Below are 12,903 nucleotides of genomic sequence, written 5' to 3'. Positions count from 1 at the left end.
AAGTATGAATGCTGAAGTTCAAAGAGTCGTTATTACTCTACCAGCCCAAGCTGATTATGTGGATATTGTCAGACTGAACTTGTATGGAATTGCCTCCAAGATGGGTTTTTCCTATGAAGATATCGAGGACATGAAGGTAGCCGTATCGGAAGCATGCAATAACTCGGTGCTTTATGCTTATAACCAGCAGGACGGTATGGTGGAAGTTGTTTTTGAAGTGAATCGGGACTTATTGTCTATTACGGTTTCGGATGAAGGGGAAAGTTTTGAACGCGTCACCCCAAACAGCAACCGAGTGACTCTTCATGATAAAGAGCTGCATGATGTGGAAATTGGCGGACTTGGTTTCTACCTGATGGAAGCTCTCATGGACGATGTTAGCATTGAGAATCAGACTGGGCGTGGAACTAAAGTTGTGATGTCGAAACGCCTCATGAGAAGTGAGGAAAAGGTATGAACGATAACGTGACTCCCCCTGAGTCCATGAGCGAGGCTGTCGGTTTGATCTGGGAATACCAGCAGACCAAAGACAACGAAATCGCTACCGTTCTAATCAAAAAATATGAACCTATGGTTAAAATGGCTGCCGGCAAAATTGCCCGCAACCGTCCGGATTTATACGAGGATTTGTATCAAGTTGGCCAAATGGCTCTCATTCGTCTGCTTCAGCAATACGATATTAGCCTGGGAATTCCTTTTGAACCCTATGCGATGAAGAGCATGATTGGCCACATGAAAAACTTCCTGCGTGATAAATCCTGGTATATCCAGGTTCCGCGGCGGATTAAGGAAAAAGGAGCGCTCGTTCAGCATGCGATTGACGAATTGACCGTCAAGCTGGAACGTTCGCCGAATGTGAATGAGATCGCTGAATTCCTTGATCTGTCTGTTGAAGAAACGGTAGAAGTGCTCGCAGGACGCGAATGCTACCACTACGTTTCTCTGGATTCTCCTCTCTCGCAAGAAGAGACAGGAGCCACGCTTGGTGAGCTGATTAGCTCCGATGTTAACGATTATGATTCTGTGGAGAAAAGAATGGATTTGCAGCAGGCATTGAGCCAGTTGAAGGAACAGGAGCAGAAAGTGCTTCTGCTAGCTTTTCAAGATGGCGAGTCGCAGCGTTCCATTGCCCAGAAGCTGGGCGTTTCGCAGATGAGCGTATCGAGAATTCAGAAGAGAGCAACCGAAAAGCTGAAAGAAATTATGTCTAATTCATCCATATGATGGACAAGCTTCCTGATTGTTTCGTGCTCATGACCGGAAGTTCGTAAGGACACGCCATCTTCTCCTTTGAGAAAATGCTGCGTGTCCTTTTATGGTGGAAGAATATACGGATGGTAATGTACATTTTACTTTGAAGTGGGAAGGGAGAACGGGCGATGAACGAAGCTTCGCAGGCAGGTTTGAATCAGATATTATCCTTTGAGGGTCAATGGAAGTGGTACGATATCTTCATTGAGGACCTGACTTGTCATGAACTGAGGGATCTGCAGGAACAATTTCCGTTAATGGAAGAGTGGATACGCGTGATTCCAAAGGTTGGTGAAAACTATATGTCGGTCCGTTTTCCCGACGGAGTCGATGCCGTCATCTTCGGAACGCTTCCCTATTCCGTTCAGGATGCGGTTACGGACAGCAGCCATGTGGACCGGCTTCACTTTTTTGTCCAGAATGACGTGCTGGTGACGATTAATCTGGACAAGAATACGAGAGAAATTATGGGCACCAAAGAACGGACCGCGATGCTGCATCAATGCCAAAATGCGGTGGATGGCATGTTTGTGCTGGCTCGGACCCTTCTTCATTATTTCCACCTGGGACTGGACCTCTTCGAAGCTAATTTGCGTGAAATAGAGCGAGCCATGGAGATGGATAATCAACGGAACCTGATGGATAAAATCCTGAGTTCGCGGTTTGTCCTGTTATATTGGAGCAATATGTTCACTCCATTCGAGGAATTCCTGGCCGCTGCCAAAGAAGGATATCTGGACAAGCTGAATAATAGCCGCCCTTTTATGCAGCTGGTATACCGGATGGAGCGGATGGACCGGGCATTTCGACATTATGAAGACGAGATTGATACACTGATTGCCATCGACGATGCGGTCTCGGCTTTCCGCGGCAATGAAATTATGAAGACGCTCACGATCCTGACGGCGATCTTCACGCCGGCTACCGTGGTGGGAGCCATTTGGGGGATGAATTTTGACAACTTGCCAGCCATTAAAACGCCTTGGGGATTTATCGGCGTCATGCTGGGAACGCTTCTCTTTTCCGGCGGGATGTACTGGTGGATGCACCGAAAGGGCTGGACGGGGGATCTGCTCAGAGTGAAAGCCAAAGATTCAAAGATATGATGGCTCGTCTAATCATAAAAAAGCCTGAGGATTCTGAACAATCAGATCTTTTCAGGCTTTTTTAAACGTGGTTCTAACGGTCGGAGGAAGGGACCATTTCGGCTTATTTTTTGTAAGCATCAATATATTGCTGAAGGTTGGCTATGTAATCGCCAATGACCGGCATGCTGACAAACAGACTCAGAATATACCCGAGAAGACCTAGGACAACGAATGTACCCAAGGATAGGCCGAGACCGCGTGCCAAGCCTGAAGTGAAATTCGAGATGATTCTTTTTTTGGGGCTGGAATAGTTTTCGATAATATCCTTCACCTGTGATTTTTCGAGTGAATCGGCAATCTGGTCCAAGCGTTTATTCAGCCTCTTGACTTCATGTCTTAACTCGAATGGATGTTCATCCACGTTATACGGGTTTGCTTTGCTCACGATTCATCCCTGCTTTCTCCGGCAGCGGCGCCGGCCATAGTAGTCTTGGCACAAAAACAGCCAGCTTGGTAAGCTGGCTGTTTTCGTGAATAGTTCATCCGGTATAGAGCGAACTAAGTTGCCTTGCCAGTGTTACGTTCGTTTAGTTCAACCTATTTAGTAAGATGTCTTATTCATTTCTTTGCGGACGTCTCGGGAAGCGTCTTCCGAAGCGTCTTTAAGATCCTTGGAAGCGTCCTTCACATCATCCGATACGTCAGCAGAAGCCTGCTTCACGCTTTCCATGATGCTGTTTTTGCCTTCGTTGACCGATTTGGCAAGCTCTGTGGTTTTGGAAGATACCGATTTAGCCAAATCAGTAGCCTTTTCGCCAACGACGCATGCAACTTCTTTCGTTTTATCAGTCATCGTGCTAATTTTGTCAGTCAAATCACCGCGAAGCTCCCGCCCTGGTTTCGGAGCGAACAATAATGCCGCTGCTGCTCCGATCAATCCACCGATGAGTGCACCTTTGAAGAACGTACTGCTGCTTTGAACTGGGTATTCCGTTTCTGCTTTATTCATCTAAAATCACTCCTTATTCATAGTTAATATATTTATGATTAGGTAGAACGTGTAAACAATCTGCTAATGAGGCCGAGAAGGAATACGAATATCGCAGTTCCCAGAATGGCGGGGATCACAGCGAAGTTTCCGAGATGAGGGCCCCAGTCTCCGAACAGCCAAGCTCCGACCCAGGCGCCTACAAAACCAGCGACCATGGCGCCGAGGATACCGCCCGGCATTTCATGTCCAACCAGAGCGTCACCGATAATGCCAATGATGATGGCCATGACAATGGTGATAATGATTGCCCACATTACGATCGCCTCCCTTTCTGTTAGGATGAAGATGATGTATTGCTTGTCTTGCTTACTTCGTATTTAAACGGGAGGAGAATTGCTGAAACAAGAAATGTGATATCGGGAGTAAATGAATGAAAGTAGTAGAATAATATACTATAGCAGTTAAAAACATTGGGAAATCGGTATATTATCGACTTTACAAAAGTGAAAACATGTACATTCGTCGGAGGTTCATTTGCTTATTCTTCAATAAGGCAGCCTTTATACTCCCCAAAATAAGTTGTATGATGGATAAGCGATAAGTTATAAGGAGAGATGGGTCAATGGAATCGTTGCTAGTCAAGGAATATCGAGCGGGCATCATGGAGTGCGCGCATCATGGACATATATGCATCGTTAATGATCAGGGGGAAATAAAGGCTTCCGCGGGTGATCCGAATTTTGTTACGTTTACTCGTTCGGCCGCAAAGCCTCTTCAGGCCATAAGTGCGATTCGTGGAGGCATTGCTTCCCATTATGGGCTAAGCGAGAAAGAAATCGCGATCATGACGGCCTCCCATCTGGCTGAGCCGAACCATGTCGAAGTGCTGAAGAGCATCATGAAGAAGACAGGGCTATCGGAATCAGAGCTCGTTTGCGCACCGAGTTATCCGCTGAATGAAGAAAGCAAGGAAGAGGTTCTTCGTCACAACGGGAGCAGACAGCGCTTGTACCATAATTGTTCCGGCAAACATCTTGGCGTGCTTGCTTACTGCAAAATGAAAGGCTACCCGCTTGAGGGGTATGCGGAACCGGAGCATCCCGTGCAGCAGGAAATTATCGAAACGGTGTCGATGATGTGTGGCCTCGAACCGCAGCAGGTCGGCTTGGGAACGGATGGATGCGGATTTCCCGTGTTTGCGCTGCCGCTCTCAGCCATGGCTACTGCGTATGCCAAGCTGGCGTGCCCGGAACGTATTGAAGACAAAGCCACAAAAGAAGCGGTAATCACCATTACTCAAGCCATGAACCGTTATCCCGAGATGGTTGGAGGCACCGGTCGCATCGATTCGCTGATTTTGCAAGATACCAATATTGTAGCCAAGGGCGGATTTAAGGGAGTATATTGCTTCGGTCTGAAAAAAGAACGCCTGGGTATTGCGTTTAAAGTGCTGGATGGCTCAGAGGAAGAGTGGGGATGGATCGTTGAAGCGATTTTGTCCCAAATCGGATACAGCAACCGCGACTTAATCGAACAAATCAGGGAAGCTTTTACACATGATATCTATAATGACGCAGGCAAGAAGGTCGGCTTAGCCGAAACGGTATTTCAGCTGAAATCATGAAAGCCAGGAGGCTTCCTTCCATGACGTGCTGCTGGTAAATATGTCATGCTAATCATCCGGTTTTTGTACCGGCCCATATATGGAAGAAATGCAGTCTCCCCGGAACATGAAGGGGAGGCTTTTGTTTTATCTTCGCACCAAAGAACTGATTAGGCCATAAAAGTTGGGGGTAAGAATTACATATTCAAGATTAAGCATACCCAAAAAAGTTGTTCATGGAGGTGGATGTAAAATGATTAAAGTAGTGACTTCAGCGGAACGTCATACATCGGAGAAAGAATGGATCCACAGCGAATTCAGCTTTTCTTTTGCCGACTACGATGATCCAAGCAATGCGCATTTTGGCTGTCTGCTCGCACATAACGATAACCAGTTAAGTCCGAAACAAGGCTTTAAGAAACATCCTCATCATGATTTGGAAATTATCAGCTATGTCATATCAGGTACCCTTGAGCATAATGATGATCTTGGCAATGTGACGCGGCTTCCGGAGGGTACCGTACAGGTCATGAGTGCCGGTACGGGGATCAATCACTCGGAGACGAATCCTTCCGATGATGCGCCGGTCCGTTTTATGCAGATGTGGTTTTTGCCGACCGAGCCGGGATTAACGCCGTCATGGAAATCCCATTCCTTTTCCAGAGAGGAGCGTATGAATAAACTCGAGCCCATCGTTACGGGGAGAATGAACAATCAGGGTTCAGAAGAGTTGCTGGAAATCCAATCGGATATTACGCTCTACATCCCTATCCTGGAAACAGGGCAGGAGATCGTATTTGAGCAAAAAGATGAAAGAAGAACGTATCTGTTCCTGATTACCGGCAACCTGGAAATAGATTGTAATGATGGTACGTTTCAGCTTGAACCGGGTGATGCTGCCCGCATCCGAAATAACTGCGAACTTCTTCATATCAAAGGGACAAGCAGCGAAGGCGACGCGGAGTTTGTGCTTGTGGATATCCCCTAGGATGAGTTGCCATAATGAAAAGCCCCCTGATGCTTCACTCTTCGTACAAGCACGAACGAAAGAGAAGATCAGGGGGCTTTTTGAATCGTGATGAAGCAGTCTTACTTGCTGCGCAGCCGGCCAAGTTCGGAAACCAGAGCTTCGACTTCGGAGATACTTAAATTCGATTTGTTCATGACAAGCTCATAAACATCGCGGATATCTTCATATTGATCGACCGAAAAAGCGGAGGCGTTCATGGCCGCACCACTGGCCATTCTCAGCTTGGTTTTAATTTGTTCAATCATATATTCAATATTTTCAGCGCTTTTTTGGGACAGGTCCATGGGGACGGTTCATCCTTTCCGAATTCTATTCTTAAGACAAGTTGTAACCATTGTAGCACGTCTTTTCCCACAATTCAGGAAAATGATTTTTATTGACGGCCATTTTGCAGTAAAATCAAAAGAAAAACGCTGCAGCAGGCAGCAGGGAGGGGCGTAAGCCTTGTCTATTCAAGATCCCCATCTCATTCGCGGGAAAGGCGGAAGCTGCCAAAAAATTCATGCTGATGGACTCCGCGATTTTTTTGCGGATATCCGGAGCCGCTACAGTTTGGATCGAATTACCTTTCTATGTATTGGGACAGACCGTTCTACAGGAGATGCACTCGGCCCGCTGACGGGCAGTGCACTTTGTTCTTATGGGTTTCCTCATGTCGTCGGGACGATGTCCGCACCTTGTGATGCGGCAAGCCTGGAGGCATGCATTACGGCTATTCCCGAGAACCATATCGTCGTCGCCGTAGATGCCTGCCTGGGACAAGCTCTGTCCGTGGGAAGCTTTCTGGTTTCGGATGAACCGCTGCTGCCAGCCCAATCTGTCGGACACGCATTGCCGGCCGTTGGCCATTATAGTGTCGCTGCGGTCGTCAATGTTAAGGGCCCCAAGCCTTATGCCACACTGCAGATGACGTCCCTTTTTCATGTCATGACCATGGCCGGGCAAATCGCCACATCCGCTGCAGATGCGTTCGGCCTACTTTCCGAAGATAAGAGAAGCCCCGTTTCAACGGCTGGCCTTTGGCTTAATAATATACATAATTGACGATTTCAGGTTAATCCTGAATGCAGAACAGAAATGGCAGACCCAATAAATTCGATATAAAGAAAGAAGGATATCATCATGGAAAAAGTACTTTGCGATGGATATACGCTTTGCTATGCCGAACAAGGACAAGGGGAACCAATCGTACTTTTGCACGGCTTTTGCGGTAACTCCGAGTACTGGGAGAAAGTCGTGCCGCTTTTGTCCGACAGCTACCGCTGCATCGTACCCGATCTGCGCGGACATGGACATTCGGATGCTCCGCTTGGAGCTTATTCCATCGAGCAGATGGCAGATGATGTCCTCAAGCTGTTGGATGAGCTGGACTTGCCCAAGGTTACCATGCTGGGTCACTCAATGGGCGGATACGTTACGCTCTCTTTTACGCAGCGTTATGCCTCCCGCCTGAATGGCTTCGGACTGGTTCATTCCACGGGTTATCCTGATGACGAGGCAGGCAAGGAAAAGCGTCTGAAGGCGGTAAGCACCATTCAGTCCGACGGCATTACCGCTTTTATCGACGGATTGGTTCCGGGTCTGTTCGCACCGGAGAATGCCAAAGCTCATGAAGAGCTGATTGTGAAGGCCAAGGAGATTGGTTACATGACGCCTCCTCAGGGAGCTGCCGGCGTAGCGCTTGCCATGCGTGAGCGTCCGGACCGCCGAGATGTTATCTCCGCATCCACGCTGCCGGTATTGCTTGTGGCCGGGGAAAAGGATCAGGTGATTCCGGCGGAAAAAGTATTTACTGCTGATCATCCCAATATTACCAAGGCAACGATTGCCGGTGCGGGACATATGAGCATGATGGAAGCGCCGGATGAACTGGCTAAAGTGATCCGGGATTTTTTGGAGCAGTCCTCCATTAAAGAGGATCATTAATGCGCTGAATAAGATCATTCATCCTGTTACAGCTTCATGGGATGAACAAGAAATCCGGAAACTTGTTTTCGCGGAAATGGAATGTGAGCTGTAACAAACGAAGTTGAATAATGCTATGCTGAGAAAAGGCTGTCCCGGGTCCATTGACCAGGGGACAGCCTTTTAATAATCCAAATTAAAGTTGCTTCCACATAATCACCAAAGCAATTCATCGCCAAAATCGTTATGGAGTGGTAACTTCCCGTCCTCAGTTTTGTCTCAGATGGTGCTTAAAGTCGTTGTTTTTTGAAAGCGTGTATTGGAGAGCGCTAGCTTTGGCCTGCCGAATATCTTAAGATATAAGGAGCATAAGACGGTCTGTCTTTTTAAAGGATTGAAAAAAAGTACGTCTATAACCATCTCCACAAACAGCCATACGGACGGAAGGCCGGAATAACATGCGTTTGTCCAGTATAAACCAACCAAAATTTGAACCTGGATCAACAAAGGTATTTTTACGGGAAAGGGTTGAGAAGTGTTATGTTCCGGAAAGACTATTTATTACAAATGGTAGAAGACATGGTTGAAATGGTGGGGAAGGTGTTTGGCCTCAAGCAGCAAAAGAAATATGTTGAGGCTCTATGGGAAATCGATGATCTGTTAAGCAAAAATTTCCGGCTGAACTCGAAGCTTTTGAATTCGCTGTCCGTTGAAGATATGATAGATATGTTTCGGTTGGGGGGCGGCGTCGAGGCGGATAAACTGCAGAGCATCGCGAGGCTCCTTGAGGAAGAGGGAGGCATATACCTGGATATGGACCGGAAGGATGAGGGATTGACGCGTCTCATGAAATCCCTGCATTTGTATCTTTATGCCGATTTGCATGGAGCGGACCATTCGATACTGAAGCTGCCGGAACGCGTGGAAGCATTGAAGGAACAGATTAAAACTTACAGACTTCCTGCCAAAACGGACAAGCTGCTGCTGGACTACGAAGAGAACCGCGGTCATTATGCCGAAGCGGAGAATGCGCTATTTCGCCTTTTGGAGCAACGTGAAATGACCGAAGAAGAAGGCCTGTCCTTCTATCATAAAATATTGATGCGAAGCGATGACGAACTTGAGGCAGGCGGCCTTCCCCGCTCTGAGGTGGAAGAGGGCATGGAGGAGCTGCAGCGGAAAGTATAGGGGGAGCTTCGCCCTCGAATATATGGGAAAGTGAGATGTACTCTCTTGGAATCTTTACGTAAACTCATCCATGACATAACAGAAGAAACAACGTTAATTACGGCTACACTCAGCCAGCTCCGCAAACGTGAGGGTGTATCCTACACGAAGGTACAGATTAAGCCCGTGGAGCTGAAGAAGAAGATACATTATCAGTTTGCCTATGTGCATCCGAATAAAGTTGTGCATCAAAACATACCGGCCGAGGAAGCAGAAGAGGTGATCGTGAAGCTGTTCGAGCAGACTTTCCGCCAGGGGATGATTTGTACGCCGGATGCCGACTATCAAATTCTGATCAGCAAAAAATATAAGGTGTCGATCCTTACCAAATCCCCTTCCAAAACAAGCGCTGACCTGGCGCATAACCGCAAGAAGCAGTATGTGCTGGAGGAAGGCCATCCGATTTCATTCCTTGTTGAGCTGGGGATCATGAATGAACAGGGCAAAGTACATGCTCGCAAATACGATAAATTCAGACAGATCAACCGGTTTCTTGAGATGGTGGAGGATGTGCTTCCTTCGCTGCCGGAAGGCCGTCCGCTCACGATTGTCGACTTTGGATGCGGTAAGTCCTACCTGACCTTCGCGCTGTATCATTATCTAACCATTCAGGAACGCAGAACGCTGAACGTTGTGGGATTGGACCTGAAAGCGGACGTCATAGAACATTGCAATCAGCTGGCAAGCCGGCTGAATTACAGCAATCTGCGTTTTCTTGTCGGGGATATAGCCGATTATAACGAGCTTGAACAAGTCGATATGGTGGTTACCCTCCATGCTTGCGATACGGCAACGGATGCCGCTTTGGAAAAAGCAGTACGCTGGAATGCCTCGGTCATTCTTTCGGTGCCTTGCTGCCAGCATGAGCTGTTCGCGCAGGTTGAAAGTCCGGTCATGGAACCGCTGCTTTCGCATGGGATCTTGAAGGAGCGTTTTTCCGCGCTGGCAACAGACGGCATTCGTGCCAAATTGCTGGACATTCTCGGTTACAAAACGCAGCTTCTTGAGTTCATCGATCTGGAGCATACGCCGAAGAATATTCTGATTAGAGCTGTCAAAGGACAAAGCGATCGCAAGGAGCAATTGTGGCGCGAGTATACCGCGTTTCGCGATTTTCTGAACGCGAAGCCATATTTGGAAAAGGCTTGTGCAGATTTGCTGCCGGCGTCGGTGGATTCGGAATGATGAAAAGAAGTTAGGAGGCAGAGCGTGATACGTTGGGTTCAGAGAACGGGAGAGGCCGCGCTGATTGCTGTGCTATTGGTTTCTTGTCTGAAATCCGGCTTTTATTTTACGGCAGATGTATATCCGGTCTGGATCGGATATGGACTGCTTTGCTTCCTTGCGGGAGTTTTCGTCCTGATGCGCCGCATGACTTCGCGGGCAGGAAAGAGCATTGCTTTGGAAGCTTGCCGCTCCTTGCCTGAATGTGTGTTGCTTGTCAGCCCGTTTTTACTTATGGCCGTTTATGCCGCCCACTGGCTGCTGGGCTCCCTATCCGTACAAGGGAGTGTGAACCAGCTGCTGCGCTGGGGGCTTTACGGTCTTTTTACCGTATCTGCGGTTACGATGGCCCGGCGTAAGGAAGGGAAAATGATCTTGGCTGCCGCCTGGCATACGGTGGGAGGATTGCTATGCGGTTCGGCGCTGCTTGCAGTTTATGGCGTACTGTCCATGCCTTATGCCATCGCCCATACATCGAACCCGGGAATCAGTGCGACAGGCGCGAGGCTCGCTGGACTTCTGGAGTATCCGAATACATTTGGCATGTTGATGGCCGCTTTCCTGCTGGAGCGGCTGTTTGCACTGAGTGCCATGTTCCGGCAGCTTCCCGCTGCCGGAGGGGCCCGCCTGCTGCGAGGCGCACTCCAGCTGCTTCCATACGCCGCCGCGCTTCTCCTCAGCGAGTCGCGCGGCGCATGGCTTGCGGCCGGCGTAGCTCTGGCCGCCGGCCTTGCCCTCGAGCGGCGTCGCATGCTGGCGCCGCTCCTGTACGCGGCCGCGCCCCTGGCCGGCGCGGCCGTGCTGTACCGCCAGCTGGCATCTGCCACGCTGGCGGTACAGCCTTGGCCCGGCCTGCTCGCGCTGGCCGGGGTGTGGGCCGGCAGCATCCTGGCCGGCCATGGGTTAAGCCGCCTCGCGCGCAGCGGGGCGGCGGGCCATCGCCGCCTGGCTTGGACGGCAGGCGGCGTACTTGCGGCCGCAGGTACGGCCGCAGTGTTTCTGACGGCGCAGGAGCGCATCGTCAGGAACTTCAGCACCGTCTCCGCGCGCGGTGCCATATACCGCGATGCCTGGCGGTTGATTCGGCAAGCGCCATGGTTTGGGCAGGGCGGAGAGACCTGGCGGCTTTCTTACCGGGCCGTGCAATCCAATCCATATGTGGGCAGCCAGGTGCACAGCGGATATCTGGATATACTGCTGAATATAGGCATACTCGGAATGCTGCTGACGTTTCTGCTGCTTGGAGCGGCTGGATGTCTGCTGTACCGCTGCCGCCGCGAGCTGCTGCCGGTGTTTGGCGTCTTTGTCTTGCACAGCGTCGCTGACATGGATTGGAGCTTTGGGTTGGTCTGGCTGCTAATGTTGTTGCTAGTCGCTTGGGGAATATCGTTTCATTCAGCGGACAGGGAACGGACATTCCATAGTCAAGAGGGGGCGGCTGCGGCTGCGAAATCCCGACCCATTTTTCCTTTGGCTGGTGCCTCATTCAGCCGGGTTGTTCACGGATCGCATCTGTTGTTCATACTTTGGATCGTGATATGCGGCACGGGAATCTTGCTTTCCTGCAGGGGAGAAGCAGGCTACCGATTGCATCAAGAAGCCCTTCATGAGACGGATCGGGCGAAAAGCATCGCACTTCTGCGCTCCTCCCTTACGTGGAATCCCGCGGATGTGGGAACAGCGCTTGATTTGGCGCAGGAACTGCCGCCCCGCGATGCCGAAGCGTTGCTTCTGCGAAGCTTGTCTTATTCTCCGGGGCATCCCGGCCTGGCGTTTGCTCTTGCGGACAATGCGGTCAAGCGCGGAGATGCCCGCGCAGCCGCTTACTGGGCGGGGCAAGGCTTTAGCCGTGACAAATACAACGCGGAGGAGCAGACCAAGAGCTTGGAGCGGCTGTTCAAACTTGCGAAGAGTAAGCTGTCGGCAGGGAACGTAAAGGAAGCCCGCCGAATCGTCCGGGCCGGGCTTGCACTCTACCATGAATATGTGCACCTGGCTGCGGATCATCGCGGTGCGTTCATTCGCAATGACCGGAATTTTCGATTGACGGGCGAGGCGAAGGAGTGGGGCAGTCAGCTCGCGCGACTTGAGCGATCCATGCCGCTCTCCTCAGACCAATAATGGAATATTGAGCTTTTGGCCTTCTTTCGGGCTTAACCGCCGAAAGCCTCCCGAAAAGCTTTGCCAAGATGGTTCTCGTCAACCTTCCAAAGCTCGGCAAGCTCGGCGCGGACGGCCTCATCCCACCAGTCACACAGCAATTTCCGGTTGCTGCGGTTTTCATGAATCCAGATCAGATTCCCGATAACCTTGCGGTAATACAGCGCTTCTCCCTCACGGATGGCTTCATCGGGAACGTATACTTTAATGCGCTTGACCGTCCGGTATAGTTCTTTGTTGCAGGCTCTGCGGATACCGCGGGCCGAAGGCAGCGGAGCATCTTTTTTCTGTGAAATCGGCGGCATTTGACCTACCTCCTTTATTCCACACCATATGCGCCTGGCCTCGGTGAAGACACCTGCCCGGAGCAATTGGGCGCAAGTAGAAGTCATGTCCGCTCCTGTGCTAGAATAGATTTTGGATA

Annotated in this window: 15 protein-coding genes; 10 read left to right on the top strand and 5 right to left on the bottom strand. The window is 49.9% G+C overall.

The window, feature by feature from the left end; all coding sequences use genetic code 11:
* Positions 1 to 4 precede the first annotated feature (4 nt).
* The 3 genes from rsbW (at position 5) to GRF59_RS27405 (ending at position 2,357) form a co-directional block, all read left to right on the top strand.
* Entirely contained in the window at positions 5 to 457 is a 453-nt protein-coding gene (gene rsbW / locus GRF59_RS27415; RefSeq protein ID WP_160500915.1) for an anti-sigma B factor RsbW, read from the top strand.
* The gene (locus GRF59_RS27410; RefSeq protein WP_160500914.1) at positions 454 to 1,224 is read left to right on the top strand and encodes a sigma-70 family RNA polymerase sigma factor; all 771 of its coding nucleotides are present in this window, start codon (positions 454 to 456) and stop codon (positions 1,222 to 1,224) included. The genes rsbW and GRF59_RS27410 overlap by 4 nt, the downstream gene beginning before the upstream one ends.
* 155 nt (positions 1,225 to 1,379) lie before the next feature.
* Positions 1,380 to 2,357, top strand: a complete 978-nt coding sequence (locus GRF59_RS27405) for a magnesium transporter CorA family protein (RefSeq protein WP_160500913.1) — start codon at positions 1,380 to 1,382, stop codon at positions 2,355 to 2,357.
* Between the two features lie 103 nt (positions 2,358 to 2,460).
* Here GRF59_RS27405 and GRF59_RS27400 read toward each other — a convergent pair whose 3' ends face one another.
* The 3 genes from GRF59_RS27400 to GRF59_RS27390 all read right to left on the bottom strand — a co-directional run bounded on the left by GRF59_RS27400 (position 2,461) and on the right by GRF59_RS27390 (position 3,644).
* Entirely contained in the window at positions 2,461 to 2,787 is a 327-nt protein-coding gene (locus tag GRF59_RS27400) for a DUF5665 domain-containing protein (protein ID WP_160501003.1), read from the bottom strand.
* A gap of 153 nt (positions 2,788 to 2,940) precedes the next feature.
* Positions 2,941 to 3,348: a YtxH domain-containing protein gene (locus GRF59_RS27395; protein ID WP_160500912.1), complete on the bottom strand. Its 408-nt coding sequence runs from the start codon at positions 3,346 to 3,348 to the stop codon at positions 2,941 to 2,943.
* Positions 3,349 to 3,386: 38 nt separating this feature from the next.
* On the bottom strand, positions 3,387 to 3,644 hold the full coding sequence (locus GRF59_RS27390) for a GlsB/YeaQ/YmgE family stress response membrane protein (RefSeq protein ID WP_160500911.1): 258 nt from the start codon (positions 3,642 to 3,644) through the stop codon (positions 3,387 to 3,389).
* Positions 3,645 to 3,952: 308 nt separating this feature from the next.
* Here GRF59_RS27390 and GRF59_RS27385 point away from each other — a divergent pair, with 308 nt between their 5' ends.
* Positions 3,953 to 4,954: an asparaginase gene (locus GRF59_RS27385; protein ID WP_160500910.1), complete on the top strand. Its 1,002-nt coding sequence runs from the start codon at positions 3,953 to 3,955 to the stop codon at positions 4,952 to 4,954.
* Positions 4,955 to 5,186: 232 nt separating this feature from the next.
* Positions 5,187 to 5,921 (top strand): pirin family protein, encoded by a 735-nt coding sequence (locus tag GRF59_RS27380; protein ID WP_160500909.1) that lies wholly within the window; start codon positions 5,187 to 5,189, stop codon positions 5,919 to 5,921.
* A 101-nt stretch (positions 5,922 to 6,022) separates the two neighbouring features.
* On the opposite strand, the gene GRF59_RS27375 is transcribed toward GRF59_RS27380, so the two are convergent.
* Entirely contained in the window at positions 6,023 to 6,247 is a 225-nt protein-coding gene (locus GRF59_RS27375; protein WP_160500908.1) for a DUF1128 domain-containing protein, read from the bottom strand.
* A 160-nt stretch (positions 6,248 to 6,407) separates the two neighbouring features.
* Between GRF59_RS27375 and yyaC the strand changes: the two genes are divergently transcribed.
* The 5 genes from yyaC to GRF59_RS27350 all read left to right on the top strand — a co-directional run bounded on the left by yyaC (position 6,408) and on the right by GRF59_RS27350 (position 12,440).
* Positions 6,408 to 7,007, top strand: a complete 600-nt coding sequence (gene yyaC / locus GRF59_RS27370) for a spore protease YyaC (RefSeq protein WP_202128913.1) — start codon at positions 6,408 to 6,410, stop codon at positions 7,005 to 7,007.
* A 78-nt stretch (positions 7,008 to 7,085) separates the two neighbouring features.
* Positions 7,086 to 7,889, top strand: a complete 804-nt coding sequence (locus tag GRF59_RS27365) for an alpha/beta fold hydrolase (RefSeq protein WP_160500907.1) — start codon at positions 7,086 to 7,088, stop codon at positions 7,887 to 7,889.
* Between the two features lie 519 nt (positions 7,890 to 8,408).
* Positions 8,409 to 9,056, top strand: a complete 648-nt coding sequence (locus GRF59_RS27360) for a DUF6483 family protein (protein ID WP_160500906.1) — start codon at positions 8,409 to 8,411, stop codon at positions 9,054 to 9,056.
* Positions 9,057 to 9,101: 45 nt separating this feature from the next.
* The gene (locus GRF59_RS27355) at positions 9,102 to 10,280 is read left to right on the top strand and encodes a class I SAM-dependent methyltransferase (RefSeq protein ID WP_160500905.1); all 1,179 of its coding nucleotides are present in this window, start codon (positions 9,102 to 9,104) and stop codon (positions 10,278 to 10,280) included.
* Positions 10,281 to 10,304: 24 nt separating this feature from the next.
* Entirely contained in the window at positions 10,305 to 12,440 is a 2,136-nt protein-coding gene (locus GRF59_RS27350; protein WP_160500904.1) for an O-antigen ligase family protein, read from the top strand.
* A 32-nt stretch (positions 12,441 to 12,472) separates the two neighbouring features.
* Here the strand turns inward: GRF59_RS27350 and GRF59_RS27345 are convergent, their stop codons facing one another.
* Positions 12,473 to 12,784, bottom strand: a complete 312-nt coding sequence (locus GRF59_RS27345; RefSeq protein ID WP_160500903.1) for a dehydrogenase — start codon at positions 12,782 to 12,784, stop codon at positions 12,473 to 12,475.
* Between the last annotated feature and the right edge of the window lie 119 nt (positions 12,785 to 12,903).

Source organism: Paenibacillus dendrobii (assembly GCF_009807035.1).
GTDB lineage: Bacteria > Bacillota > Bacilli > Paenibacillales > Paenibacillaceae > Paenibacillus_AQ > Paenibacillus_AQ dendrobii.
This window is presented reverse-complemented; position numbering and strand designations above follow the sequence as displayed.

Coding starts and splice junctions, on each gene's coding strand:
- GRF59_RS27385 (WP_160500910.1), top strand. CDS start 3,953: ATGGAATCGTTGCTAGTCAAGGAATATCGAGCGGGCATCATGGAGTGC.
- GRF59_RS27365 (WP_160500907.1), top strand. CDS start 7,086: ATGGAAAAAGTACTTTGCGATGGATATACGCTTTGCTATGCCGAACAA.
- GRF59_RS27410 (WP_160500914.1), top strand. CDS start 454: ATGAACGATAACGTGACTCCCCCTGAGTCCATGAGCGAGGCTGTCGGT.
- GRF59_RS27375 (WP_160500908.1), bottom strand. CDS start 6,247: ATGGACCTGTCCCAAAAAAGCGCTGAAAATATTGAATATATGATTGAA.
- GRF59_RS27390 (WP_160500911.1), bottom strand. CDS start 3,644: ATGTGGGCAATCATTATCACCATTGTCATGGCCATCATCATTGGCATT.
- GRF59_RS27380 (WP_160500909.1), top strand. CDS start 5,187: ATGATTAAAGTAGTGACTTCAGCGGAACGTCATACATCGGAGAAAGAA.
- GRF59_RS27405 (WP_160500913.1), top strand. CDS start 1,380: ATGAACGAAGCTTCGCAGGCAGGTTTGAATCAGATATTATCCTTTGAG.
- GRF59_RS27395 (WP_160500912.1), bottom strand. CDS start 3,348: ATGAATAAAGCAGAAACGGAATACCCAGTTCAAAGCAGCAGTACGTTC.
- rsbW (WP_160500915.1), top strand. CDS start 5: ATGAATGCTGAAGTTCAAAGAGTCGTTATTACTCTACCAGCCCAAGCT.
- GRF59_RS27345 (WP_160500903.1), bottom strand. CDS start 12,784: ATGCCGCCGATTTCACAGAAAAAAGATGCTCCGCTGCCTTCGGCCCGC.
- GRF59_RS27360 (WP_160500906.1), top strand. CDS start 8,409: ATGTTCCGGAAAGACTATTTATTACAAATGGTAGAAGACATGGTTGAA.